Raw genomic sequence first — 23,655 nt, 5'->3', positions numbered from 1 at the left:
CCAAAGCATCATGCGTGCCAAATGGGATGTGTCGGGCCAACCGATTGAATTGTCAGAAAAATCAGGATTCTTGCCTGTTGCTTACGCAGCGAGCTGTCTTGTGCGTTGCACAAATTATGGGCGATTGTTGGCGATCTGCACAAGAATCGTATGCAATCTTTTTTGGTTTCGTGTCCACTTTGCCTCTCGTGCGGAGAGGACGAGTCGCGCTAGAAGGAGGCGGGAACATCATCGCCATGAACATTGCCGATCATATCTATTCCGCAACCGACAGCGCCAACCAGGATCGCGCCCAGGCGATCCGCGACAATCTTCGCGACGCCATCGTCGACCGCCGGCTGGCGCCGGGTACCAAGCTGTCGGAAGGCGAGGTCGGTACGCTGTTCGACGTCAGTCGCACCGTCGCACGCGCTGCTCTGCAGATGCTGTCCTTCGAGGGCCTGGTGCGCACCGAGCGCAACCGCGGCGCCTTCGTCGCCAACCCGTCGCCCGAGGAAGCGCGCCAGGTGTTCGCTTCGCGCCGGCTGATCGAGCCGGGCATCGCCATTGCAGCCTGCGGGCGGGTCACAGCAGCCGATATCGCGGCGTTCAAGGCACAGCTCGACGAGGAAGGTCGCTTCATCGCCGAGCGCGGCCCGACCGCGCGGCGTTCCGAAATCAAGGCGTCGGGCGATTTCCATTTGCTGCTCGCTTCGGTCGCCGGCAACGCCATCCTGCAACGCTTCATGGAGGAGCTGGTGGCGCGCTCGTCGCTGGTCATCGCGCTATACGGGCGGTCTGGCGTTTCAGCCTGCGGGCATAGCGAGCACACGGAAATTGTCGGCGCGCTGGAGAGCAGCGATTGCGAGCGGGCGAGCCGGCTGATGCTGCACCACATCGACCATATCGAGGCCGATCTCGATCTTCGTGTCAGGGCCGGCCCGGCACTCAGGGAAGCTCTCAACTTCTGACTAGTTTTCGTCGTCCGTGGCAGCGGGCGCAGCCTGCCCAACTGCCTTGCGGCGCAACATCTTGGTCAGCTTCCAGATCGTTGGGCTGTTCTTGACGAAGGCTTTCAGCCGCGCACCCTGGCGAAGCGTCAGCGCCAGCGCGCGGCCCTTCAGCGTCAGCGGGACCAGAACCTCGAAATGCCGGGTTTCGATATCGCACCACTGCCGCTTGTAGGGTTCGTCGCCGACAGAGAAATCATAGACCGAAAAACCGGTCTCGCAGGCTTCCTGGATGTTGTCGAAGAACAGGAAATCGCCGGGACTGGTGTGGCCCAGATCATCCTCGGCGATCGCTCCGAACTCGCAGATCAGGCGTTGCCCGGAGCGGCTTGACCCGGTGATGGCGCGCAGCTTGCCGGCGACCTCCAGCCCGTGCAGCACGAAAGGGGGCTTGTCCTCGGTCAGGGCTTGCGTGAACAGCGCCCGGAAGAAGGCGCGTGTCTGGTCGTCACCGAAGACATTGGCAATGCCCATCTTGCGGAAGCGAAGTTCCTTCATCTCGAAGAACGCGTCGAGCAGCCTGTCCACCTCTTCGGAGGTGCGCGCCTCGATGCGCCGGTGGCTGCCGACCGCCTCGAACTTGCGCGTCTGCGAACGATGTTTCTTGCGTTTGCGCTTGCCGCTGGCGCGCAGCAGAAGCGCATCGAAGCCACCGGCAAGGTCGACGGCCAGCGAAAGATTGGGGCTGGCGAAGTGATCGAGCGATTCGAGCGGATTGGCGACGCCGTCGAGATCGGGCAGCAATCGTTCCAGCGCGATGACGTCGATGTCGGGGCGCGCCTTGGCGATGGCCGCAAACATCGAGCGGACGGCCGTGACGTCAGCCCTGGCCAGCCATTGCGGGTCGGCTGCGGCGAAATTGCCATTGGCGTGGCGGTCGCCCATGAAACGGGCGACCTGGAGCGGGCCGCGGCTGACGACCTCAAGAGCCAGCGCGAAGACCGCCTTGCCTTCGATCGTGAGCGTCGCCACGAGCAGATCCGGCTTGACCTGCGCGGCCCAGTTAAGGATCCATATCGCGCCCTGCGCCGGTGCAAAGAGCGCCGAGCGGCAGAACCCCGCATAGGCTGCGAGCCCTTCGGCTCCGGCAACGGAAACGGACAGCCCCTCGGCATCCCCGGGCAGGGCGCGTCGCGAAGCCTCGGTCGCCATGAGCCGATTGCCGTCAAATGACGCCATTGCGTCAACCATACCTCAATCCTTAAGGCGTATTGATCCCGATTTGGGGGAGCGCTCAGGCGTGTTCCGTGCTTGGATCAGCCTAGGCGCAAAAGGTGAATGAATGATCGACGGTGGGGAGGCAATCCGGAAACTGGCGCTCAATTTCGCGCGTTATACCGGCCTCGCACCGCTGGCCAGGCCGTTTGTCGGCGGCATCGGCGCCATCCTGATGCTGCACCGCGTGACGGCGACACCCGAAAAGCCTGACAGCGTCAATCGGCACCTCAACATCGCGCCCGGCTTCCTCGACGCGGTGATCGCCGACATGAAGGCCGGCGGCTATGCCTTCGTGTCGATGGACGAAGCCGTGGAGCGCATCAAGGCAGGCGGCAAGGGCGGCCGGTTCGCCACCATCACCGCCGACGATGCCTATCGCGACAACATGACCGAGGCGTTGCCGGTGCTGGAAAAGCACCGCGCGCCGATCACCATCTATGTCGCTCCCGGGCTGATCGATGGCACCGCCGACCTGTGGTGGGACGTGGCCGAGGACATCGTCAATGCGTGCAATCGCCTGACCTTGCCGACCTCCAACGGTCCGACAGTGATCGATTGCGCGACCCCAGCCAGGAAGCACCAGGCCATAGCCCGGCTGCACGCCTACCTCGCCACCGAGGTTCGCGAGGAAGACCTGCGGAGCGTGCTGCGCGATCTTGCCAGTTCAAACGGCGTCGACGCGGACGCTTCGCGTCTGCGCACACTGATGAACTGGGATGAGCTTCGCACTGTCGCCGCCCATCCGCTGGTGACGATCGGCGCCCATACGGTCAACCACAGCAATCTGAAGCGGCTTTCCGAAACCGATGCGCGGCACGAGATCGGCGCCGTAAAGGACATGTTGCAGGCCGAGCTCGGCATGAAACCCAGCCATTTCGCCTATCCCTATGGCTATGCCAGCGCCGTCGGCTGCCGCGAAGTCGGCTTTGCCCGCGACGCCGGCTATGTCTCCGCCGTGACGACCCGCCATGGCGTGCTGCGCGCCGAGCATGCCGGCTTCCTGCATGCCTTGCCGCGCATTTCGGTCAATGGCCGCTACCAGAGCCTCGCCCATATCCGCACCATGCTGTCGGGCGTGACGACGCCGCTCGCCAATGCCGGCAAGATGGTCGTGACCATCTGACGAGCCGTCTGACCCGGCATCAAGGGTCTACTGGGCGAAACATCAGCATTTGTGAAAGTAGCGGTAGGTATCCGGTGCGCCCATCCATTTGAGATCTGCCGTCAACCCGCCATGCGCGTTGATCCAGCCCCGGATGTCGGATGCGTAAGCGTTCCACAGCACGCCGGTCATGTCGGTGCGGTGGGCGAGGTGGAAACCGAAGCTCGCCGCCGGCATCACGCATATGCGGCTGCGCGGGATATAGCCAAGCAGCACCGTGCAGGCGGACTGGCATTTGCCGACAATGCGCACATTGACGCCGCGTGCTGCCAACGCTTTCCAGCGCTGGCTGTAGGCGGCGACGCTGCCGCCATGGTCGTCCGATACGTTCATGGTTTCAGCTGCCGCGATCGACGCGGTGAGTGAAACGAGCAGAAAAAGCAGCCCCGCGAACATCCCTTTCAGCATGCCGGCCTCCCCAGGTAAGCGCCGTCAGGATAGCCTCTTGTTCGCAGGTCGATGAATCACATTCGCGTTTTTGACGCGGGGGCCGGTGCGAACCGACCCAACCCGTTTCAGCGCTTCACCCGCGGCTCTAGCATCAGCCACTTGATGATGCCCATTGCCGGCAGCACCCACAGCAGGCCGCTGAACAGGAAGAACAGGAATTGCACCAACGCGCCCGATTCCGACAGCCGCGCGACAGCGAAGATCGATGCGACCAGCGCATAGATGATGACCAGCGCCACCAGAAGGAACATTCCGATCAGCTTTTTCAGGCGAATGGGCATGGCTTGGCCTCGTTGATCGCTACCGCTTAGGCCGAACGCAGGACGCACGCAACCCGCGACATCAGGCGCGACGGCGTGCCGCGTCGGATGGTCTTGCCAGCACCAGTGCGATGGTTCACCTATCCGCAACCTCAACCTGCCGGGACAAGATCATGGCTGCCATCTCAGCCGCCGCTGCGCCATACGTTGCCCTCGACCGCGACCTGCACAACCGCGCGCTCGTGCGCGGCTGGCTTTATGTCGTGCTTCTGGTGCTGTTTGCGCTGGTGCTGGTCGGCGGCGCCACGCGGCTTACCGAATCCGGCCTGTCAATCACCGAGTGGCAGCCGATCCATGGCGTCATCCCGCCGCTCAGCGACGCCGAGTGGCAGGAGGAATTCCAGCGCTACCAGCAGATTCCGCAATACACCGAACTCAACAAGGGCATGAGCGTCGAGGCGTTCAAGTCGATCTTCTGGTGGGAGTGGGCACACCGTATCCTGGCGCGCAGCGTTGGCCTGGTCTTTGCCTTGCCGCTGCTGGTTTTGTGGGCAACACGCCGCATCGAGCGCGGCCTCGGGCCAAAGCTGGTCGGCATTCTGCTTCTCGGCGGCCTGCAGGGCGCCATCGGCTGGTGGATGGTGGCTTCCGGCCTCGTCGACCGTGTGTCGGTCAGCCAGTACCGGCTGGCGACGCACCTGACGCTGGCGGCGCTGATCTTCACCGCCACCATGGTCGTCGCGCGTGGGCTGGCGCCACATTCCGAGCCGGCGGCAGATCGCTCGACGCAGAGGCTGGCCGGCTTCATCGTGCTGCTGGCGCTGGTCCAGATCTATCTCGGCGGCCTGGTCGCGGGGCTTGATGCGGGCCTTAGCTACAACACCTGGCCACTGATGGACGGCAAGATCATCCCCGGCGATCTGCTGATCCTCGAGCCGGCATGGCGCAACTTCTTCGAGAGCCCGAAGACGGTGCAGTTCGTCCATAGGCTCGGCGCTTATACGGTCTTCGCCGTCGCGCTCTGGCACATGATCGCGACACGGATCCGCCTGCCGGGATCAACCCATGCCCGCCGCGCGACGCTGTTGTTTCTGCTCGTGCTGGTGCAGGCCTCGATCGGCATCGGCACGCTGCTGATGCATGTGCCGCTGCACATGGCGCTCACCCACCAGGGTTTTGCGCTGATCGTGCTGGGCTTTGCCGCCGCGCACTGGCGCGGCACCAAGGGGGCTTACCGCTTGCCGCAGGAAATCGCGCTCAGGAGTTGATTTCGAGCGATCGGTCCGTCACATCCAGAATTCGTTGGACTGCGTGGTTTTCTGGCCGTCGAATTCCGCCTGGCGCACAGCGGCGGCGGATGGCGTTGACTGGCTCTGGGCAGCCTTGGCCGCCTTGTCGGCGTCGGCGGCCCTGAGCGCGTCGAGCTTGGCCTGGGCCGTTGCGATATCCTGCTGAATCTGGGCCGCTTGAACCTGATCCTTGATCGCCTTGGCCTGGTCTTCGAGGTCCTGGATCTGCTTTTCGAGCGCGGCCTCTTGGGCTGCACTGCTCGACGAACTGGAGGAGGAATACTGGGCTGCGGAGGAGGAGCCCGAGATTGCGCTGACCATGACGAATCCTTGGAGTGGGAGCCAAGACACCTCAGTAGTCCAACATGGTAAATAAGTGTTTACCAATAGCCTTGCTTGATCAGAAGCTGGCCCGCACCGTTCGGATCGCCATGGCGATCGACAATTCGCGGTTTTCCTCGACCGCGTTGTCGTCCTCTTGGTGCCAGGCCGCGGACAGGCAGCCATAGGCGATGGCATGGTCCAGTATCGCTGCCGGCGACTGCCCAAGCGTCCTGCCAAAGATTTCGGCCATATGCGCGATCCGCAGGGGATCGAGGCAGAGTTGGTCACGATCGAGCGGATTGTAGAACATGTTGGCGGCGTCGAAGCCGGGATCGCCGAGCACGCCCTTCGGATCGATCACCAGCCAGCCGCGCGGCCCATGCAGGATGTTGTCATGGTGGAGGTCGCCATGCAGCGGCCTGGTGTCGTGCGGATCGTCCAGCAGCCGATCGGCGATGGCTGCGGCCTCGACATAGAGGCTGGCATGGCCGGCATCGCGATCGGTCGCGGCATTCCTGAACAGGCTGACGTATCGCTCCCTCAGCGGCTGAAGCTCGGGCGGGTAGGGGTCTTTCCCGGGTGAAAAACAGTCGCGCCATCACCTCCGCCGCGATCGTGGTCGCGGCGTTGTCGCCCTGTTCGTCGAGAACCCGCGAAAGCAGGGTGTCGCCGGCATATTCGAGCAGCATGGAGTGGCCGTCGCGGCCAAGCAGGCGCACCGCGCCTGAGCCGCGCCGCCAAGCCAGGAAATGCTCGCCGCGCAACTCGTCGGCGACATCGTCGAACGGCTTGAGCGCCTTGACGACGGCCGGCGAGCCATCTTGGCGAACAACCTTCCAGATGCGGCTCGAAAAGGTTTCGGCAATGAGTTCGGGCGCGCTGACTTTCCAGCGCGCCGGGAAGGCTGGTGCGTCCATCAAAGCCCGAGCATCAGGTCCATGTTCTGGACGGCTGCACCCGAGGCACCCTTGCCGAGATTGTCGTAGACCGCCAAAAGCAGCGCCTGCGCGCGTTTGTCGTTGGCGAAGACATAGACCTTCATCCGGTTGGTGCCGTTGTAGATCTCGGGATCGATCTCCGGCATCCGCTCCAGATGGGCGTAGGGGGCCACCTCGACCACACCGCCCTTGATCGCGGCGAAATGGTCGGCAATGGCCGCATGAAGCTCCGCACCCGTCGGCACGCGGTCGAGGCCGCCGAGCTGCAGCGGCACCACGGTGATCATGCCTTGCGCGAAATTGCCGACCGCCGGCTGCATGATCGGATCATGCGACAGCTTCGCATAGGCCCGCAGTTCCGGCACGTGCTTGTGCTGCAGGCTGAGGCCATAGGGCAGGAACTCCGAGGCGTCCTCGCCCTTGGCGACATAGTCCTCGATCATCGGGCGTCCGCCGCCCGAATAGCCCGAAATGCCGTTGACGGTGATCGGGAAATCGGCCGGCAGCAGTCCGGCGCTGACCAGTGGCCGCAGCGTTGCGATCGGTCCCTGCGGCCAGCAGCCGGGGTTGGCGACGCGCTTGGCCGAGGCGATCGCCTGCGCCTGATCCTTGTCCATTTCGGCGAAGCCATAGGCCCAGCCTTCGGCGACACGATGCGCGGTCGATGCATCGATGACCCTGGTGGTGTCGTTGGCGATCAGCGAGACACTCTCCTTTGCCGCATCATCCGGCAGGCACAGGATCGCGACATCGGCGGCATTGAGGAATTCGGCGCGCGCCGCGGTTTCCTTGCGGCGCTCGGTCGGAATCGAAATGATCTCCAGGTCGCCACGCTCGGCAAGCAGCGCCCGGATTTGGAGACCGGTGGTGCCGTGCTCGCCATCGATGAAGATTTTCGGTTTCATGGACTGATCAAATTCCCTGATATTTCAACACTATATGCCGTGACCGTGATTCACCGCGGCACCGTTGTGATGGCCGTTGTTCATCTCTTCCTGCCGTGCCTTTCGCTCCGCCAGCAAGCCTAGATACTGCATGGCGACCATTGAGCCGGCGATGGCCGTTATATCGGCGTGATCATAGGCCGGCGCAACCTCCACGACATCGGCGCCGACAATATCGACCTGATTGAGCTGGCGCAGCGTCGACAGGATCTTCGCCGAGGACGGCCCGCCGGCAACCGGCGTACCGGTTCCCGGTGCGTAGGCCGGGTCGAGACAATCGATGTCGAAGGTGAGGTACGTCTTCTTGCCGCCGGTGCGATCGACGATGGCGTAGGCGATGTCGGACGCGCGCATTTCCTCGATTTCGTGGCCGTAGAGGATCTTGATGCCGAACGTGTCCGGCGCGTGCGTCCGGATGCCGATCTGGATCGAACGTTCGGGGTCGATGATGCCTTCGTTTACGGCGCGGCCGACGAAGGAGCCGTGGTCGATGCGTTTGCCATCGTCAGGCCAGGTATCCTGATGCGCGTCGAACTGCACCAAGGCAAGCGGTCCGTGGATGGCGGCATGCGCCTTGAGCAGCGGCCAGGTGACGAAATGGTCGCCACCGAGCGTCAGCAGGAAGGCGCCCGACTTGAGGATCTTGGCCGCTTCGCGCTCGATCGTGCCTGGCGTCTTCTGATGGTTGCCCGAGTCGAGCAGGCAGTCGCCATAGTCGACCACCGCGAGGTGTTCGAACAGATCGCGCGAGAACGGGTATTGCGGGTCATTGTCGAGGATCGCCGAGGCACGGCGGATAGCCTGCGGCCCGAAGCGGGCGCCGGGCCGGTTGGTGACGGCGGCGTCGAAGGGAATGCCCCACACCACCGCGTCCGCGCCCTTCACGTCCTTGGTGTATTTGCGCCGCATGAAAGACAGCGCGCCGGAATAGGTCGGCTCAAGGGCGCCGCCGGTTTTGGAGCGGGCGGTGAAGGCATGGTCGATGTTCTTGGTCGCCATTACTGGTCCTCGGTTTCATCGGGGTGCAACAACTACAGAACCGGCACGGAAGATGCCAGTCACAGCTTGGCGAGACGAAATCGCGCCGTCCGGGTGCCACGGCAAGACAGGATTTGTATCATCATGACGCAGACCGCGTTTCTTAATCCGTCCCATGCCGTGGTGTCGACCCACACCGGCACGATCGCGGGCGAACGCTTCCAGGTTCTCGATTCGTGGCGCGGCATCTGCGCGCTGCTGGTCGCGCTGTTTCATTTCCCGACCGCTTCCGCGATCTCGCAAAGCAGCTTCATCGGTTCGTCCTATCTGTTCGTCGACTTCTTCTTCGTCCTTTCCGGCTTCGTCATCGCCAGCAGCTACGGCAATCGGCTGAGCCAGCCGGAAGAGGTCGCCCGCTTCGCGCTGGTGCGTTTCGGTCGTATCTACCCGCTGCATCTCTTGATGCTTGCAGCCTTTGCAGGATTCGAACTGCTGCGGGTGGTGCTGCCGCAACTGCACGGCACCGGCGCCGCCCCCTTCACCGGCGGTTTCGATCTCAAGAGCCTGCTTGCCAATCTGCTCCTGCTGCAGGGTGTTGGGTTCGAGGATCACTTGACCTGGAATGCGCCGAGCTGGAGCATTTCGGCGGAGTTCTTCGCTTATCTCCTGTTCGCCGGTGTGGTCTTCGTCGCCGGGGCGCGCGCCTGGGTATGGTTCGTCGCCGCCGCCGTCACCGCGCCGCTGTTCCTGCTCGGCTTCTCCACGCATCATATGGACGTGTCCTACGATTTCGGCTTCATCCGCTGCCTCTACGGTTTCTCGCTCGGTGCCCTGCTGGCCTGGTTTCAGCATGATTCCATTGCAGGGGCGCGACAGCTCCTTGCCAGGAGCGGCCCACTGCTGAGCTGGACGCTTGCCGAAATCGTCATGGTGGCGGTCATCGTGTTTTTCGTCTCGCTGGCGGGCAGCAATGATTTCGGCATCGCCGCACCCCTGGTGTTTGCGCTGGCTCTGTTTCTCTTTGCCCATGAAGGCGGCTGGATCAGCGCTCTGTTGAGGACGCCATTCATGCTGACACTCGGCGCGCTGTCTTATTCGATCTACATGGTCCACATCTTCGTCCAGGCGCGCCTGATCAACGTCGCCGGGCTCGTCGAGCGCAAGCTCGGCCTTGGCTTGATCGGCGATTTCACGCTCCGCGGCCAGCCCGCGACCGGCTTCGGCGCCGGCTGGACCGGGACCGTGGCGATCATCCTGATGCTCGCTGCCACCATCGCCGCCTCGTGGATCACCTGGCGCCTGGTCGAAATGCCTGCAATGGCCTGGTTCCGCCGGCTCTCGAAACGCATCTGACGAACGCTTCTGCGACCGACCACTAGCCGGCTTCGTTCACGTGGCCGTCACGGGGGTCGCCTATTCCGGCCCAATCCGGAACGGAGCGATTCTTGATGCGGACCCCTTGGCTGAGCCTCCTGCTTTGCGCGGCACTCGCGGCCGTCTCCAGTCAGGCCATCGCCGGTGAAACCCGCGCCAGGCAGATTCTCGATCGCTTCGAGCATGCCAACCAGTGGCGCGACCATGTCATGGTGGCCGCGCATCGCGCTGGCAGCATGCAGGCCGGCAAGACGCTTTATGCGGAAAATTCGCTTGCCGCCGTCGAAGGCTCGATCGCCATGGGCGCCGAGATCGTCGAGGTCGATATCAGGCGCTCGAAGGACGGCGAGTTCGTTGTCATGCATGACAGCTGGCTCGACCGCACCACGACCTGCAAGGGCGAGGTGGTGAAGTACACGCTGGCCGAACTCAGGACATGCCGGCTGGTGATCGAGGGCACCCACGCCGTCACCAGTGAGAGGATCTCGACGCTGCGCGAAATGCTGATGGCGACAAGGGACAGGATCCTCATCAATCTCGACAACAAGCTCGAGGTCGGCGACCTCCCGGGCATGATCGCGGTGGCGCGTGATCTCGACATAGCCGACCAGGTCATCGTCAAGGAAAATCTGTGGAACCAGGCCAGGATCACCACGGTGCAGGCAGCCATGGCTGCGATCGGCGCCGGTGTCCAGTTCATGCCGATCCTCGCCGACGATGCGGTGCATGATGCCGGTTTCGCCGAGACGGTCGACCACGCTTTTGCGCCGCGCGCGATCGAGCTGATCAACTGGCGGGCGGGCGCCGAGACGCTGACCGAAACCGGCGGGCCGCTGTTCAGCACGCGCATGCGCGCGGCCGCCGTGCGCGGCAACTGGCATATCTGGGCCGACACCTACGCCATCGTCAACAAGCCGGGCGGCTTCCTGGCCGGTGGCCGTGGCGACGAACTCGCGGTGCAGGCCAGCCTGCCGCACGAAGCCTGGGGTTTCTGGGTCGATCGGGGCGCCACCATCATCCAGACCGACGAGCCGAAGGCGGCCATCGACTGGCTGGCGGCGAACGGTTATCGCGTGCCTTATGCCGAGCAGCACTCCGAACCGGCGGCGACGGCCAGCATCAATTGATTTGCCGCCACTGGAGGTTCCGGCAAATTGTCGCGGGGCAGTGTCTCCTGACGGAACGGTGTCAGGGTGAACCCGTTACCCACAGGCCATGTCCAACACCTTGGTTTTCAAGCGCCCCGCCAACATCGCCTATGCCGCCACCGTCGCCGCGACCAGTCTCGGTTTCGTGGTGGTGCAGCTCGATGTCTCCATCGTCAATGTAGCGCTGAACAGGATCGGCGCCGCACTCTCGATGGGCATAGGCGGCCTGCAATGGGTGGTGGACGCCTACACGCTTGCCTTCGCCTCGCTGCTGCTTGCCGGCGGCGCGCTCGGTGACAGGATCGGCGCCCGCCGTGTATTCGTCGGCGGCATGGCGCTGTTTAGCGTCGCTTCGCTGGTCTGCGGCTTGGCTGGGAGTGCCTGGGTGCTGATCGCGGCGCGCGCCGTGCAGGGTGCGGGTGCCGCCTTGCTGATGCCGTGTTCGCTGGCGCTGCTCAACCGCGCCTATGCGTCGGACAAACCGCGCCGGGCGCGTGCCGTCGGCCTGTGGACGGCGGCGGGCGGCATCGCACTGTCGGCCGGGCCGGTGCTTGGCGGTTTCATGGTCGCGTCGCTCGGCTGGGCCAGCATCTTCCTGGTCAATTTGGGCGCTCTCGCCATCTGGATGGCGTACCGGTTTCTGGAGGAGACGCCGCCCAAGGCCGAGAAACTGCCGATCGACTGGGCGGGGCAGGGGCTTGTCGTGATGACACTGTTTTCGCTGACCGGCGCCTTCATCGAAACCGGCTCGTCGGGCTGGACTTCATTGCCGGTCATTGGCGGATTGATCCTGGCGGTGGTGGCTGGAAGCCTGTTCTTGCTGGTCGAGAGCCGGAGCAAGGCGCCGATGTTTCCGCTAAAGCTGTTTGCCAGCCGCATCCCGGCGGTGACGAGCCTCGTCGGGCTGGCGGTCAACCTGACGCTTTATGGCACGATCTTCATGCTCAGCCTTTATTTCCAGAAGGAGAGGCATTTTTCGCCCGAGATGACCGGGCTCGCCTTCCTGCCCTTCATGGCGGCGGTCACGGTGTCGAATGTCGCCGCCGGACGAATCGCGGCGACCTATGGCTCACGCTTGCCGATGGCGATCGGCCTGCTTCTCGGTGCGGTCGGTTTCGGCCTGATGGCGCTGATCCAGGCCGATACATCCTACCTGTCGCTGCTGTGGCGGCTGCTCTTCCTGCCGATCGGCATCGGTCTCGCCGTACCCGCCATGACCACGGCGCTGTTGTCGTCCGTGCCGACGGCGATGTCGGGAACAGCTTCGGGCGTGCTCAATACAGTGCGCCAATCGGGTGGAGCGATCGGCGTTGCGTTGTTCGGCTCGGCTTTGGCGCTGGGCACGATCCAGGGCATGCAGATTGCTTTCCTTGCCTCCGCTCTCGCCGTGGGGTTCGCGGCAGTCTGCGCATTCCTGTTCAACCGCGACGCCGATCATTCCGCCGGATAGGAATTCGCCATGCAAAAAGGCCGCCCGGAGGCGGCCTTTTCGATTGTCCGAAACTGCGAGCACGCCGGAAGCGCCGGTTGCACCGAAGCCGGTCAGCCGAAGGCGAAGAAGAAAGCAGCGACGTAAGGCGCCGCACGCATTAAGCAGCCTTTCGCCCCTTGATCGCCGTCGACCAGGCGTGAACCGTGATCGCTCCCGTGGCGCTTGCCGGCAGTCTGTCCTTTAGTCGGCGTTTCAGCTCCGCGTTCTCCGCATCCGACAGCTTCCCGACGATTCCGCTCGGGCTGCTCACGACCATGGATAGCCAATAATCGTCGAAGTCAGCGAAGGTGCGTTCGACGACAAGCTCGCGCGTCTCGACATCGCGGATGCCGAGCTCCGCCCAAAGCGCCTTCAGCGCCGCGAAACGCGAGACCTCCGCGCTCGGCGGACGTGCGGCCGGTTTGCCCATCGCGTCCATCTCCTCCCACAAATGCTGCGTAGGGGTGCCGCCGCGCATGACGTCCCAGGTGTAGGACGCGACAATGCCGCCGGGCTTGGTGACGCGGAGCATTTCCGAGGCGCCCTTGCGCGGGTCGGGGACGAAGAACAACACCAGCGCCATCACCGCGACGTCGAAGCGGTTGGCGTCGTAGGGAAGGGCCATCGCATCGCCAATCGACAGCTCGACCTGCTTTGCCGAGATTTTTTGCCGAGCAGTTGCAATCTGCGCGTCGGAGGGATCGATCGCGCAAACGGACGAAGGGGCGGACTTCGCTAGAATGAGCTCAGTGAACGCGCCGTTGCCGGCACCGACATCAACCCAGGCCCGTCCGGAGTCCGGCGCCAGCCAGTCGAGGAACAAAGCCCCGGCGGATCGGCTCCAGGGAGCCATGAAGCGCTCGTAAGCCGCGCCGTCGGTGAATTTGATCGGTTCGGGTGACGACATCTGAGATCTCCCCTAAGAATTACCTATCCAAATATCCTTTGGGCCGAAAAAGGCCGGCCCCTGTTTCTTAGCACGGCGCGGCGCGCCGCGCGCGACGGGCCGCAGCAAATCTGCCGAGCCTGACATTTTCCGGATGTGCTTACCGATGGCGATCGGCCCGCCTCTCGCCAGTCGGACGGGGCGATCGGCGTCGCGTTGTTCGGCTCTGCCTTGGCGCTGGGCACGATCCACGGCATGCAGATTGCTTTCCTCGCCTCCGCGCTTGCGGTGGCGTTCGCGGCAGTCTGCGCGTTCCTGTTCATACGCGATGCGGACCACTCCGCAGGATAAGGATGCCAAATGCAAAAAGGCCGCCCGGAGGCGGCCTTTTCGATTTCTGAAGTTTCGTGGCGCTTAGCGCTTCGAGAACTGGAAGCTACGGCGGGCCTTCGCCTTGCCGTACTTCTTGCGCTCGACGACGCGGCTGTCGCGGGTCAGGAAGCCACCCTTCTTGAGCACGGCGCGCAGCGCCGGCTCGTAGTAGGTCAGCGCTTTGGAGATGCCGTGGCGAACGGCACCGGCCTGGCCGGAGAGGCCGCCGCCGACGACAGTGGCGACGATGTCGTACTGACCCGAACGGTTGGAGGCGATGATCGGCTGGTTGAGGATCATCTGCAGGACCGGACGCGCGAAATAGGTCGCGAATTCCTTGTCGTTGACAACGATCTTGCCGGAACCCGGCTTCACCCAGACACGCGCAATGGCGTTCTTGCGCTTGCCGGTGGCATAGGCGCGGCCCGACTTGTCGAGCTTCTGGACGTGGACGGGGGCTGCCGGCTGGGTATTCGTGTTGCCGGTAGCGGCGCCCAGTTCTGCGAGCGAGGAAAGCTCAGCCATCTTATGCGACCTTCTTGTTCTTGGAATTCAGCTTGGCCACGTCGAGGACTTCTGGCTGCTGGGCGACATGCGGATGCTCGGCACCTGCATAGACGCGCAGGTTCTTCATCTGGCGACGGCCGAGCGGACCACGCGGGACCATGCGCTCAACGGCCTTCTCGACGACACGCTCGGGGAAACGGCCCTCGAGCAACTGGCGCGCGGTGCGCTCCTTGATGCCGCCGGGGTGGCCGGTGTGCCAATAATAGACCTTGTCGGTGAACTTCTTGCCGGTGAACACCACCTTGTCGGCATTGATGACGATGACATTGTCGCCGTCGTCGACATGCGGGGTGAAGGTCGGCTTGTGCTTGCCGCGAAGATGATTGGCGATGACAGTGGCCAGACGACCAACGACGAGACCTTCGGCGTCGATCAGGATCCACTTCTTCACCACATCCGCAGGCTTCTGCGAAAAGGTTGTCATGTTTTCTGCTCTCGGTTTGGACCTTCCCCAATCCACAAACGATAAGGAAGGCGTTTCTTGTTGCTTGGATTGGCGGTAGACGCTTGCCCGTCGCCAATAACAAAACGGCGGCCTTTGCGGGCCACTGCTTCGTGAGGGCTTATAGGCGAGGGCCGGGACCGCGTCAAGGCGATGGAAAAGTCTTCTAGTGCATAAAATATAGTAGAAACAATGGGTTAGTTAAAAGGTATTATTTTACCACATTGTCGCTGCGCTTCGGCGGGATCGAATAAGTCCCCGTCGCGTGCGCGATCGTGTGCCCGTCCGGGCCGGCAACGATGTCGATGTCGAACACCATCAGGCTCTTTCCGAGCTTCAGGATGCGGCAGTGGCCATCGATCGGCCCGGCCTCGGCCTTGCGCACGAAATTGATATCGAGGTTGACGGTAACCGAAAGCGCGTCCGGCCCGGCATGGCTGAGCACGCAGACATAACCGCCGATATCGGCCAGCGTGAACAAAGCAGGGCCAGACACCGTCCCGCCGGGTCGCAGATGCCGCTCGCTGGCGTTGAGCCGCACGGTGCAACCGCCGGGAAACACGTCGATCGCCTCATAGGCAGCGGAACTCTCGTTGAGCTGCGGAAAGACGGTCTCCATCAGCGTATTGATTTGCGCTGCGGTCAGCACCGGCTTGAGATTGGTCTGGGCGGGCATGTCGGTCTCTCGTTCTAATGCCCGGCTTGTATGAGCGCAGAGGCCCGTTTCTGGCAACACCTTCATCTCTCTGGCGCAAGCGATGGGTGTTGGATGAAACCCGATCCGATATTAGATACTCTTCCAGCCCGAGCGGAATCGCGGAGACCTTAGCCATGGCCGAAATCCTTGCCATCAAGCCTGCCGCTGTCGAAGGTCCGGTCACGACAAGGCTGGACAAGGGCGTGCTGCGCCTGACGTTGGCCAATCCCCCCGCCAACGCCCTGTCGCTGGCGGTGATGGCGGCGCTGACGGCGGAACTCGAGCGCGCCAAGACCAACAAGGCTGTTCGCGTCATCGTGCTGTCGGCGGCTGGAAAAGTGTTTTGCGCCGGCCATGATTTGAAGGAAATGTCGGCACGCCGCGCCGATGCTGATCGCGGCAAGGTTTTCTTCGAAGAGACGTTTGCCGCTTGCGCCACTCTGATGCAGGCGATCGTGCGCCATCCCTTGCCTGTCATCGCCGAAGTCGACGGCCTGGCGACCGCCGCCGGCCTGCAACTGGTCGCCAGCTGCGACCTGGCGATCGCCTCGCATGAGGCAACCTTCTGCACGCCCGGCGTCAACATTGGCCTGTTCTGCTCGACGCCGATGGTGGCGCTGTCGCGCAATGTCTCGCGCAAGCAGGCGATGGAGATGCTGTTGACCGGCGAGACCATCGACGCGGCAACAGCCAAGGACTTCGGCCTCGTCAATCGCGTCGTACCACGCGAATACCTGAATCAGATCGTCACCAAATACGCGCAAACCATTGCTTCCAAATCATCTTTGGTGGTCAAGACCGGCAAGGAAGCATTTTACACGCAGGCCGAAATGGGGCTGGCGGACGCCTATGCCTATACCGGCCGCGTCATGGTCGAGAACATGCTGGCGCGCGACGCGGAAGAAGGGATCGGGGCCTTCATCGGCAAGCGCAAGCCGGACTGGACGGACGAATGAAATGCCGGGAGGCTGGCCGTGAGCGATTTCCTCGGCATCCTTCTCACGAGTTTGCTTGGCTGGGCGGAAAGGCGAAAATATCAGAATTTTTGGGTTTCTATATGGGTGGTTCTATGGATGTTGAGCACTGTTTTGGTGATCTACTTGGCATATAAGCATATTGATATGTAACTATCGATCTCATTAGCCTGCGAGCATGCAGAAATGGAACCGCGCATCTCCATCATCACGATCGCGACTGACGATCTCGACCGTGCCGTGCGCTTTTACGAGGCCATGGGCCTGACCCGTCACGCGGGCATCACCGACGGCGTCGCCTTCTTCCAGATGGGCGGCGCCATTCTCGGCCTGTTTCCGCGCGCCAGCGCCGAGGAGGATGCGGGGTTTGCCTTCGCCAAGGCGCCTTCAGCCGTCTATCTCGCCTACAACACCCGCTCCGACGCCGAAGTCGACGAGGTCCTGGCACAGGCAGAGAAGGCCGGCGGCCGCATCGTCAAGCCGGCCGGCCGCGCCTTCTGGGGCGGCTGGTACGGCTACTTCGCCGATGCCGACGGCCATGTCTGGGAAGTGGCGCACAATCCGGCCTTTCCAATCGCGGAAGACGGCACGATTTCACTGCCTGAATCGCAATGATCGCGTGATGGCCTACCGCAAGCAGCTGACGCGGCTCAAGGCACCTTATCTCAAGCGCATCCTGCTCGATCCCGGGCGCGTGGCCGACTGGGAAAAATACCCCTGGAACCTGCCGCTGTTTCGCGGCCACGAATTCGAACTCGAATTCACCACGCCCATCACCATCATTGTCGGTGAGAACGGCACCGGCAAATCCACGCTTCTCGAGGCGATCGGCGCACTGGCCGGCTATGACGAAGCCGGCGGCGGCAAAGGCTACCGCCCGGTCGACCACTCCGGCGCCATCGACAGGAGCGGCGCCGCACTGGCGAACACGTTTCGGGGCCACTGGCTGCCGAAAGTCACCGCCGGCTGGTTCTTTCGTGCCGAATCGTTCTATTCCGTCGCCCGCTACCTCGACCAGGCAGCGCTGGAAGATCCCTTCAAGCCACCGCCGCCGGACTTCCTGTCCTGGTCGCATGGCGAGGGTTTTATTCGCTTTTTCGAGGAACGCTGCCGCCGGCAAGGCATCTACATCCTCGACGAGCCTGAGAGCGCGCTGTCGCCGTCGCGCCAGATCGAACTGCTGAAGATGCTGCGGCGCATGGACCAGTCGGGCACCGCGCAAGTGATCATGGCGACGCATTCGCCATTGCTGATGGCCTGTCCCGGCGCACGGCTGTTCCGGATCAGCCGATTCGGGCTCGAGCCCACGGACTTTCGTGATACCGACCACTTCCGGATGTTGCGCGATTTCAGCAATGACCCGGATGGTTTTCTCGCCGAGGCGTTGTATGAGGACGAGGCATGAACCACGATAGTTACGACAACACCTACATCGGCGGCATCCTCAATTCGGTGAAGACCATCGCCATGGTCGGCGCGTCCGCCAATGACGTCAGGCCAAGCTATTTCGTATTGAAATATCTTTTGGCCAAGGGCTTTTCCGTGGTTCCGATCAATCCTGGCCAGGCCGGCAAGGAAATCCTCGGCCAGATGACCTATGCCAGCCTCGCCGATGTTCCCGGGCCGATCGATATGGTGGACATTTTTCGCGCCGCGACGGCAGTGCCCGGCATTGTCGACGAGGTGTTGCGGCTCGATCCCTTGCCGAAAGTCATCTGGATGCAGCTTGGCGTGCGCCATGACGAGGCGGCCGCACGTGCCGAGGCCGCCGGCATCAAGGTGGTGATGAACCGCTGCCCCAAGATCGAATATGGCAAGCTGTCCGGCGAGATTGGCTGGACCGGCGTCAATTCCGGCGTGCTGTCCTCGAAGAAGCCGCTGATGCGCCAGGGTTTCCAGAGTTTCGGCGTGCGCCAGAAATAGGCGCAAAATTATTCCGGGAATAAATTGATTTTCCGGCGCGTTCGTCGCAGATCGCCCGCCGAAAGGTATTTTCTTCTTTGCATTCATGCGCGGCCTTCGCCAAGAATGCCCGGCCAATTCGAGAAGGTTCAAAGGGAGGTTTCAGTGACCCGTTCGCCCGGTTTCAACACGCTCGCCGTCCATGCCGGCGCCAAGCCCGACCCGGCCACCGGCGCGCGCGCCACGCCGATCTATCAGACGACCTCCTTCGTCTTTGACGATGCCGATCACGCCGCCTCGTTGTTCGGGCTGAAGGCGTTCGGCAACATCTACACCCGCATCATGAACCCCACCCAGGCGGTGCTCGAAGAGCGCGTCGCGGCCCTCGAAGGCGGCACGGCTGCTCTTGCGGTCGCTTCCGGCCACGCCGCGCAGGTGATCGTGTTCCACAATCTGATGCAGCCGGGCGACAATTTCGTTGCCGCCAACAAGCTCTATGGCGGCTCGATCAACCAGTTCGGCCACGCCTTCAAGAATTATGGCTGGGAGGTGCGCTGGGCTGACACCAACGACATCTCGACCTTCGAGAGCCAGATCGATGACAAGACCAAGGCGATCTTCATCGAGAGCCTGGCCAATCCGGGCGGCACCTTTGTCGATATCGAAAAGATCGCCGACATCGCGCGCAAGCACGGATTGCCCCTGATCGTCGACAACACGCTTGCCTCGCCGTATTTGATCCGGCCGATCGAGCACGGCGCCGATATCGTCGTCCATTCGCTGACCAAATTCATCGGCGGTCACGGCAATTCGATCGGTGGTGCCATCGTTGATGGCGGCACCTTCGACTGGTCGAAATCGGGCAAATACCCGATGCTGTCGGAACCGCGCCCCGAATATGGCGGCTTGGTGCTGCACGAAACCTTCGGTAATTTCGCCTTCGCCATTGCCGCGCGCGTGCTCGGCCTGCGCGATCTCGGCCCGGCGATCTCGCCCTTCAACGCCTTCCTCATCCTGACTGGCCTCGAAACCTTGCCGCTGCGCATGCAGCGTCACTGCGACAACGCCGTGACGGCTGCCGCCTGGCTGTCCAACCATCCCAAGGTCGCGTCGGTTAACTACCCAGGACTGCCCAGCGACAAGAACAACGCATTGCAAAAGAAATACTCGCCGCTAGGTGCGGGCGCCGTGTTCACCTTCGCCCTCAAGGGCGGCTATGACGCCGGCGTCAAGTTCGTCGAGGCGCTGGAACTGTTCTCGCATCTGGCCAATGTCGGTGACACCAAATCGCTGGTCATCCATCCGGCCTCGACCACGCATCGCCAGCTTTCCGACGAGCAGAAGATCAAGGCTGGTGCAGGACCCGACACCGTGCGGCTTTCCATCGGCATCGAGGATGTCAACGACATCGTTGCAGACCTCGAACAGGCACTCGCCAAGGTCTGATTGCCGATGACCGCTTTTTTCTCCGTCGACACCAAGAGCGTTGAACCTGAATCTGGCGCGCCGGCGCCGGATCGCCTGATCTCGGGCGATCCGAAATTCCGCACCTGGAATGTCGAGGAACGGGACGGCGGCCTCTATGCCGGCATCTGGGAATCGACCCCCGGCAAGTGGCGCATCATCTATGACGAATGGGAGTTCTGCCACATCCTGTCCGGTGTTTCGGTGATCGCGGAGGACGGTGGCGAAGCCCGCACCGTCAGGTCCGGCGACAGTTTCGTGCTGAGGCCGGGCTTCAAGGGCAGCTGGGAAGTGCTTGAAACGACTCGCAAGGAGTATGTGACCAAGCTGTAGGCATCCAGTTCCGGTCAGCGGCGCGATCAATCAATTCGTGCGTCCGCGGAACTATGGGTCACAGTTTTTCCTTTTCATGATGGTCTATGCGGAGTTGCTTCGATGGTCGCAATCGTGCGTCGCTCCCCAAAAGTTGACTGCCTTTTGGCAGGCCCGTATAGCACCTCGACAAGCGACAATGACTACCGGTGAAACTTCCTGTCCAAGCGGAGACACGAAGTAGAGATCGCGAAGAGCTTTCATGCCTCGGGGACGACAGTGAAGTGTTTGGTGATCAATCTTGACCGATCGGTCGATCGGCTCGCCGACGTCACGGCAGAATTCTCCCGCATTGGCGTTCCTTTCGAACGTGTTGCGGGGATAGATGCGGTCACCGGGGCTCCGTTCATCGCCCCTCCGCTCTCCGAGGCAGAAGTCTGCTGCTTTCTCAGCCACCGTCTGTGCTGGCAAATCATCGCGGATGGCCCCGACCGGTATGGCGCCGTATTCGAGGATGATGTTGTTTTCAGCCACGACGCCGGACCCGTGCTGGCCGGTGACAGCTGGATTCCGCGAGACGCGGACGTGGTCAAGCTGGAGACATTCTTTGTCCCGGTGAGGGTTGGCGGCCGGCACGTTCCCGTCAAAAATGGATACTCCGCAACACTCTTGTTGGGACAGCACATGGGCGCGTGCGGCTATATCCTTTCGAAGAAGGCCGCACAAAAGCTGCTCAAGGGCACCAGGCGCATCAAGGCAACGGTCGATTTCGTGCTCTTCAGCCCAACCGAGATGACGACAGCGCGCAACACGACCTACCAGTTGATGCCGGCGCTCTGCGCCCAGGCCCAGTTCGTTGCGGACAACGGCGGCCCTTCGACCTTGATCCAATTCGCTCCGCCGCCCCCCAGAAACAAGCGTATCATCGACAGGATCCAGGCAGAGGCAACGCGCGCCTTCGCGCATCTTCGCAACAGGCACTTTTTCGGGACGGAGAAGGTCGACGCCGTGCCACTGCGTTTTCCGCTGGCGATCCAGGCCAACATGGACCCCAGCCCGATCCCGGCACTGGCTTAGCTGTGTCTTGGCCGGCTTACGGCGATCTACTTCGCCGGAAACTGGCTGAGGCAGGCCTCCGACGCCTTGTCGTGCGACGTCAACAAATCGGCGTCCTGGGCTTCGAGATCTGCGTCTGAAAGCTCGTCGCGATAATATTGTGCCAGAAGATCGAGCCCTTCCTGGCTGACGCCATAGGTCGGGATTTCGCGGGCAAGACAGCCGCAAAGTGCCAGCGCCCGATCGTGCGAGCCGGTCTTGTGGTTGGTCAGGATGAAATCCTGCGTCGGGCAAGCTCCGAGGAAGCCGTCGAAATTGAGTTTCTGCTGCGGCTGGTCGCCATGACTGAGAGAGGCCGAGGGCCATTGGCTTTTACCACTTGCGACATCGCAACCTGTTGCGACGTCGCTCCCGCTCGTGGCGACGGCTTGCCAGGCCTTGTCCTTGCCGCCGCTGGGATATTCGAAATTCTCGCCCAGGGAGGCAGAATACTGGTCAAGTTCGGCCTGTGAGAAGCCGATCGTCTGAAATCGGTTGATCTGGCATTGGCACGCTTCAGCAATCTTCTCGGCCTCGCCTTCTTCGGGCTGTTCGCTTGATTTGCTCTTTTTGCAGGCCGCCATGAAGACAGTTCCGTCAAGCAAAGTGGCGGGGAAGGTTGAGGCGTCCGCATAGCGATCTCCCGTCCAGCCAAGCACCCTCTGATCGAGTTGCAGATCGAAAAAGCCGTGACGCTTAAAAGTACCGAGGCTGACCTTGTCTGGAGCCGCCAGCCTGGCGCCCGGGATGTCGCTGAGAACCTCACGGTAGGTGTCGCCTTCCAGCACGAACAGGAAAAGCCCGCATTTCACGCCGTCGCAGGCGGGATCCGCGACATAGGCATAGATTTCGGACAAGCCGTCTAGGTTGAAGTCGACTTCATAGGCCCAGAACTTGTCCGCGGGCACAGCCGCGCCCGTCTGGCGTTCGAGCAGGCCGCCAGCCATGGCCCTGGCGACGGAATCGCTGTTTTCCTGAGGTATGTTTTCCGGCTGCTGTTGCTGAGCGTGTGCCACGCCCTGCCAGACGCATAGCAGCGCCAATGCGAACGCCGTCGCCGGTCTCCAAAACGGTCTCATCGCGCAGCCCCAGGCCCGCGATCGTTCAAAAGCCGACAGCGAGCGTTTCCAGCCCATGGAAGTGGTAAGTGTCGCGGAAGCGCGGGCTTTCGGCAAGGTGCAGTTGCGGGTGCCGTTCGAACAAAGTCTTCAGCGACACCTGCAGTTCGAGCCGGGCCAGCGGTGCACCGATGCAGAAATGGATGCCGGCACCAAAAGACACGTTTTTCTGGTCGATACGCTCCGGCCGGAAGGCCTGCGGTTCGGCAAAGGCACGCGGATCATGATTGGCCATGCCGAGCAGCAGCCCGATCGTCTGGCCCGGCTGCACGACGATGCCTGGAGCGATCTCGATCTCCTGATATGCATAGCGCGTGAACATATGCAGCGGTGCGTCGAAGCGCAGGCATTCCTCGACGGTTGCAGCAGTTGCTTCCGGAGAGGTGAAGAAGCGACTGGGGTCGCCACCTTGCGCCAGCAGCGAGCGCACCGCATTGCCGGTCTGGTGTACGGTCGCTTCGTGGCCGGCGTTGAGCAGCAGGATGGCAGAAGACACCATTTCGTCCTCCGACAGCTTTTGGCCGTCCTCCTGCGCCGTAATCAGCAGCGACAGCAGGTCGTCGCCGGGATTGTTGCGCCGCTCGGTGACGTAACCGCGCAGGAAACCGCCAAATTCGTGTGCCGCGCGATTGGCCGTGTCCTCGGTCTCGCGCGTGCGGCCATGGATGTACATGGCGACCATTCGATGTGACCAGTCGAGCAGTTGCGGACCCATCTCCACCGGCACGCCAAGCATTTCGGCGATGATGGTGATCGGCAAGGGCGCCGCGAAGCCGGGCAGCAGGTCGACGGGGCCGGTTGGATCAAAACGGTCGATCAGCTCATTGGCGAGGGCCTCGACACGCGGCCGCAGCCGTTCGACCTGGCGCGAGACGAAGGCCCGGTTGACCAGCGTTCTCAGCCGCGTGTGCACCGGCGGTTCCAGCTCGAGCATCGAATTGGCTTCGATGCCGTCGAATGCCTCGAGATGGCTGCGATCCCTGTCGATGCCGCGGCTGTCGGGAACACCGGCCGGGTTCTGGCGGCCGAAGCGGCGGTCGCGCAACAGCCGGTTGACATCGTCGAAGCCGCCAAAGCACCAGAAGCCGAATTCCTCCCAGAAGAAGGCATTCGATACGCCGTGCAAGAAGGCATAGGCCTCGTACGGGTTCAGGAAAAAGGCAGGCTCGTGCGGATCGAGCCGCAAGTGCCGGGTGACTGGATCAAGGGCGAGGTAAGGGAGCGTCAATTTGGTCATGCCAGACCCATAGCGCGGCTTGCCAGCCTCATTCCAGACCGTAT

The 23,655-nt window shown here is 62.6% G+C and carries 25 protein-coding genes and 1 pseudogene; 13 read left to right on the top strand and 13 right to left on the bottom strand.

The window, feature by feature from the left end:
• Positions 1-236 precede the first annotated feature (236 nt).
• Positions 237-950: a GntR family transcriptional regulator gene (locus EB235_RS24175; RefSeq protein WP_027028565.1), complete on the top strand. Its 714-nt coding sequence runs from the start codon at positions 237-239 to the stop codon at positions 948-950.
• Here the strand turns inward: EB235_RS24175 and EB235_RS24170 are convergent, their stop codons facing one another.
• Entirely contained in the window at positions 951-2,180 is a 1,230-nt protein-coding gene (locus EB235_RS24170; RefSeq protein WP_027028566.1) for a GNAT family N-acetyltransferase, read from the bottom strand.
• A gap of 91 nt (positions 2,181-2,271) precedes the next feature.
• On the opposite strand from EB235_RS24170, the gene EB235_RS24165 reads away from it, so the two are divergent.
• A complete protein-coding gene (locus tag EB235_RS24165; RefSeq protein ID WP_027028567.1) occupies positions 2,272-3,330 on the top strand; it encodes a polysaccharide deacetylase family protein in 1,059 nt (352 codons plus the stop codon).
• Positions 3,331-3,372: 42 nt separating this feature from the next.
• On the opposite strand, the gene EB235_RS24160 is transcribed toward EB235_RS24165, so the two are convergent.
• Positions 3,373-3,777 carry a hypothetical protein gene (locus EB235_RS24160; protein WP_027028568.1) on the bottom strand — a complete coding sequence of 135 codons (405 nt, stop codon included), beginning with the start codon at positions 3,775-3,777 and terminating at the stop codon, positions 3,373-3,375.
• A gap of 107 nt (positions 3,778-3,884) precedes the next feature.
• On the bottom strand, positions 3,885-4,100 hold the full coding sequence (locus EB235_RS24155; RefSeq protein WP_027028569.1) for a DUF2842 domain-containing protein: 216 nt from the start codon (positions 4,098-4,100) through the stop codon (positions 3,885-3,887).
• Positions 4,101-4,252: 152 nt separating this feature from the next.
• On the opposite strand from EB235_RS24155, the gene EB235_RS24150 reads away from it, so the two are divergent.
• Positions 4,253-5,347 carry a COX15/CtaA family protein gene (locus tag EB235_RS24150; protein ID WP_027028570.1) on the top strand — a complete coding sequence of 365 codons (1,095 nt, stop codon included), beginning with the start codon at positions 4,253-4,255 and terminating at the stop codon, positions 5,345-5,347.
• An 18-nt stretch (positions 5,348-5,365) separates the two neighbouring features.
• Here EB235_RS24150 and EB235_RS24145 read toward each other — a convergent pair whose 3' ends face one another.
• From EB235_RS24145 to speB, 4 genes and pseudogenes are all read right to left on the bottom strand, one after another.
• Positions 5,366-5,689, bottom strand: coding sequence for a hypothetical protein (locus EB235_RS24145; protein WP_032925317.1), 324 nt, complete (start codon positions 5,687-5,689; stop codon positions 5,366-5,368).
• 79 nt (positions 5,690-5,768) lie between these two features.
• Positions 5,769-6,609 (bottom strand): annotated as a pseudogene (locus EB235_RS24140) (aminoglycoside phosphotransferase family protein).
• Positions 6,609-7,535, bottom strand: coding sequence for an N-acetyl-gamma-glutamyl-phosphate reductase (gene argC / locus EB235_RS24135; RefSeq protein WP_027028573.1), 927 nt, complete (start codon positions 7,533-7,535; stop codon positions 6,609-6,611). The pseudogene EB235_RS24140 and the gene argC overlap by 1 nt, the downstream one beginning before the upstream one ends.
• A gap of 30 nt (positions 7,536-7,565) precedes the next feature.
• A complete protein-coding gene (speB, locus tag EB235_RS24130; RefSeq protein WP_027028574.1) occupies positions 7,566-8,573 on the bottom strand; it encodes an agmatinase in 1,008 nt (335 codons plus the stop codon).
• Positions 8,574-8,696: 123 nt separating this feature from the next.
• Between speB and EB235_RS24125 the strand changes: the two genes are divergently transcribed.
• The 3 genes from EB235_RS24125 to EB235_RS24115 all read left to right on the top strand — a co-directional run bounded on the left by EB235_RS24125 (position 8,697) and on the right by EB235_RS24115 (position 12,524).
• Complete coding sequence (locus tag EB235_RS24125) at positions 8,697-9,905, top strand: acyltransferase family protein (protein ID WP_027028575.1); 1,209 nt, start codon at positions 8,697-8,699, stop codon at positions 9,903-9,905.
• 95 nt (positions 9,906-10,000) lie between these two features.
• Positions 10,001-11,053, top strand: coding sequence for a glycerophosphodiester phosphodiesterase family protein (locus EB235_RS24120; protein ID WP_027028576.1), 1,053 nt, complete (start codon positions 10,001-10,003; stop codon positions 11,051-11,053).
• A gap of 88 nt (positions 11,054-11,141) precedes the next feature.
• Positions 11,142-12,524, top strand: coding sequence for an MFS transporter (locus EB235_RS24115; RefSeq protein WP_027028577.1), 1,383 nt, complete (start codon positions 11,142-11,144; stop codon positions 12,522-12,524).
• 139 nt (positions 12,525-12,663) lie between these two features.
• Here the strand turns inward: EB235_RS24115 and EB235_RS24110 are convergent, their stop codons facing one another.
• The 4 genes from EB235_RS24110 to EB235_RS24095 all read right to left on the bottom strand — a co-directional run bounded on the left by EB235_RS24110 (position 12,664) and on the right by EB235_RS24095 (position 15,488).
• On the bottom strand, positions 12,664-13,452 hold the full coding sequence (locus tag EB235_RS24110) for a class I SAM-dependent methyltransferase (protein ID WP_027028578.1): 789 nt from the start codon (positions 13,450-13,452) through the stop codon (positions 12,664-12,666).
• 393 nt (positions 13,453-13,845) lie between these two features.
• Positions 13,846-14,328: a 30S ribosomal protein S9 gene (gene rpsI / locus EB235_RS24105; protein WP_027028580.1), complete on the bottom strand. Its 483-nt coding sequence runs from the start codon at positions 14,326-14,328 to the stop codon at positions 13,846-13,848.
• Between the two features lies 1 nt (position 14,329).
• Positions 14,330-14,794 carry a 50S ribosomal protein L13 gene (rplM, locus tag EB235_RS24100; protein WP_010915638.1) on the bottom strand — a complete coding sequence of 155 codons (465 nt, stop codon included), beginning with the start codon at positions 14,792-14,794 and terminating at the stop codon, positions 14,330-14,332.
• 229 nt (positions 14,795-15,023) lie between these two features.
• Positions 15,024-15,488 carry a PaaI family thioesterase gene (locus EB235_RS24095; RefSeq protein ID WP_027028581.1) on the bottom strand — a complete coding sequence of 155 codons (465 nt, stop codon included), beginning with the start codon at positions 15,486-15,488 and terminating at the stop codon, positions 15,024-15,026.
• A 155-nt stretch (positions 15,489-15,643) separates the two neighbouring features.
• Between EB235_RS24095 and EB235_RS24090 the strand changes: the two genes are divergently transcribed.
• The 7 genes from EB235_RS24090 to EB235_RS24060 all read left to right on the top strand — a co-directional run bounded on the left by EB235_RS24090 (position 15,644) and on the right by EB235_RS24060 (position 21,238).
• Positions 15,644-16,465, top strand: coding sequence for an enoyl-CoA hydratase (locus EB235_RS24090; RefSeq protein ID WP_027028582.1), 822 nt, complete (start codon positions 15,644-15,646; stop codon positions 16,463-16,465).
• A gap of 204 nt (positions 16,466-16,669) precedes the next feature.
• Positions 16,670-17,098 carry a VOC family protein gene (locus EB235_RS24085; protein ID WP_027028583.1) on the top strand — a complete coding sequence of 143 codons (429 nt, stop codon included), beginning with the start codon at positions 16,670-16,672 and terminating at the stop codon, positions 17,096-17,098.
• Positions 17,099-17,105: 7 nt separating this feature from the next.
• Positions 17,106-17,888 (top strand): AAA family ATPase, encoded by a 783-nt coding sequence (locus EB235_RS24080; RefSeq protein WP_027028584.1) that lies wholly within the window; start codon positions 17,106-17,108, stop codon positions 17,886-17,888.
• Entirely contained in the window at positions 17,885-18,406 is a 522-nt protein-coding gene (locus tag EB235_RS24075; RefSeq protein ID WP_027028585.1) for a CoA-binding protein, read from the top strand. The genes EB235_RS24080 and EB235_RS24075 overlap by 4 nt, the downstream gene beginning before the upstream one ends.
• Positions 18,407-18,550: 144 nt before the next feature.
• On the top strand, positions 18,551-19,831 hold the full coding sequence (locus EB235_RS24070; protein WP_027028586.1) for an O-acetylhomoserine aminocarboxypropyltransferase: 1,281 nt from the start codon (positions 18,551-18,553) through the stop codon (positions 19,829-19,831).
• Positions 19,832-19,837: 6 nt separating this feature from the next.
• Positions 19,838-20,182, top strand: a complete 345-nt coding sequence (locus tag EB235_RS24065; protein ID WP_027028587.1) for a cupin domain-containing protein — start codon at positions 19,838-19,840, stop codon at positions 20,180-20,182.
• A gap of 270 nt (positions 20,183-20,452) precedes the next feature.
• Positions 20,453-21,238, top strand: a complete 786-nt coding sequence (locus tag EB235_RS24060) for a glycosyltransferase family 25 protein (RefSeq protein ID WP_167334843.1) — start codon at positions 20,453-20,455, stop codon at positions 21,236-21,238.
• 26 nt (positions 21,239-21,264) lie between these two features.
• On the opposite strand, the gene EB235_RS24055 is transcribed toward EB235_RS24060, so the two are convergent.
• A complete protein-coding gene (locus EB235_RS24055; RefSeq protein WP_027028588.1) occupies positions 21,265-22,335 on the bottom strand; it encodes a hypothetical protein in 1,071 nt (356 codons plus the stop codon).
• 25 nt (positions 22,336-22,360) lie between these two features.
• Positions 22,361-23,611 (bottom strand): cytochrome P450, encoded by a 1,251-nt coding sequence (locus EB235_RS24050; RefSeq protein WP_027028589.1) that lies wholly within the window; start codon positions 23,609-23,611, stop codon positions 22,361-22,363.
• Between the last annotated feature and the right edge of the window lie 44 nt (positions 23,612-23,655).

The sequence above is a fragment of the Mesorhizobium loti R88b genome, from assembly GCF_013170845.1.
GTDB lineage: Bacteria > Pseudomonadota > Alphaproteobacteria > Rhizobiales > Rhizobiaceae > Mesorhizobium > Mesorhizobium loti_B.
This window is presented reverse-complemented; position numbering and strand designations above follow the sequence as displayed.

Excerpts from the sequence above, each read along its gene's own strand:
- argC (WP_027028573.1), bottom strand. The coding sequence starts at position 7,535 with ATGAAACCGAAAATCTTCATCGATGGCGAGCACGGCACCACCGGTCTC.
- EB235_RS24090 (WP_027028582.1), top strand. The coding sequence starts at position 15,644 with ATGGCCGAAATCCTTGCCATCAAGCCTGCCGCTGTCGAAGGTCCGGTC.
- EB235_RS24095 (WP_027028581.1), bottom strand. The coding sequence starts at position 15,488 with ATGCCCGCCCAGACCAATCTCAAGCCGGTGCTGACCGCAGCGCAAATC.
- EB235_RS24125 (WP_027028575.1), top strand. The coding sequence starts at position 8,697 with ATGACGCAGACCGCGTTTCTTAATCCGTCCCATGCCGTGGTGTCGACC.
- EB235_RS24080 (WP_027028584.1), top strand. The coding sequence starts at position 17,106 with ATGGCCTACCGCAAGCAGCTGACGCGGCTCAAGGCACCTTATCTCAAG.
- EB235_RS24155 (WP_027028569.1), bottom strand. The coding sequence starts at position 4,100 with ATGCCCATTCGCCTGAAAAAGCTGATCGGAATGTTCCTTCTGGTGGCG.
- rpsI (WP_027028580.1), bottom strand. The coding sequence starts at position 14,328 with ATGGCTGAGCTTTCCTCGCTCGCAGAACTGGGCGCCGCTACCGGCAAC.
- EB235_RS24115 (WP_027028577.1), top strand. The coding sequence starts at position 11,142 with ATGTCCAACACCTTGGTTTTCAAGCGCCCCGCCAACATCGCCTATGCC.
- EB235_RS24175 (WP_027028565.1), top strand. The coding sequence starts at position 237 with ATGAACATTGCCGATCATATCTATTCCGCAACCGACAGCGCCAACCAG.
- EB235_RS24120 (WP_027028576.1), top strand. The coding sequence starts at position 10,001 with ATGCGGACCCCTTGGCTGAGCCTCCTGCTTTGCGCGGCACTCGCGGCC.
- EB235_RS24075 (WP_027028585.1), top strand. The coding sequence starts at position 17,885 with ATGAACCACGATAGTTACGACAACACCTACATCGGCGGCATCCTCAAT.
- EB235_RS24170 (WP_027028566.1), bottom strand. The coding sequence starts at position 2,180 with ATGGTTGACGCAATGGCGTCATTTGACGGCAATCGGCTCATGGCGACC.
- EB235_RS24110 (WP_027028578.1), bottom strand. The coding sequence starts at position 13,452 with ATGTCGTCACCCGAACCGATCAAATTCACCGACGGCGCGGCTTACGAG.
- speB (WP_027028574.1), bottom strand. The coding sequence starts at position 8,573 with ATGGCGACCAAGAACATCGACCATGCCTTCACCGCCCGCTCCAAAACC.
- rplM (WP_010915638.1), bottom strand. The coding sequence starts at position 14,794 with ATGACAACCTTTTCGCAGAAGCCTGCGGATGTGGTGAAGAAGTGGATC.
- EB235_RS24165 (WP_027028567.1), top strand. The coding sequence starts at position 2,272 with ATGATCGACGGTGGGGAGGCAATCCGGAAACTGGCGCTCAATTTCGCG.
- EB235_RS24065 (WP_027028587.1), top strand. The coding sequence starts at position 19,838 with ATGACCGCTTTTTTCTCCGTCGACACCAAGAGCGTTGAACCTGAATCT.
- EB235_RS24145 (WP_032925317.1), bottom strand. The coding sequence starts at position 5,689 with ATGGTCAGCGCAATCTCGGGCTCCTCCTCCGCAGCCCAGTATTCCTCC.
- EB235_RS24085 (WP_027028583.1), top strand. The coding sequence starts at position 16,670 with ATGGAACCGCGCATCTCCATCATCACGATCGCGACTGACGATCTCGAC.
- EB235_RS24160 (WP_027028568.1), bottom strand. The coding sequence starts at position 3,777 with ATGCTGAAAGGGATGTTCGCGGGGCTGCTTTTTCTGCTCGTTTCACTC.
- EB235_RS24050 (WP_027028589.1), bottom strand. The coding sequence starts at position 23,611 with ATGACCAAATTGACGCTCCCTTACCTCGCCCTTGATCCAGTCACCCGG.
- EB235_RS24150 (WP_027028570.1), top strand. The coding sequence starts at position 4,253 with ATGGCTGCCATCTCAGCCGCCGCTGCGCCATACGTTGCCCTCGACCGC.
- EB235_RS24055 (WP_027028588.1), bottom strand. The coding sequence starts at position 22,335 with ATGAGACCGTTTTGGAGACCGGCGACGGCGTTCGCATTGGCGCTGCTA.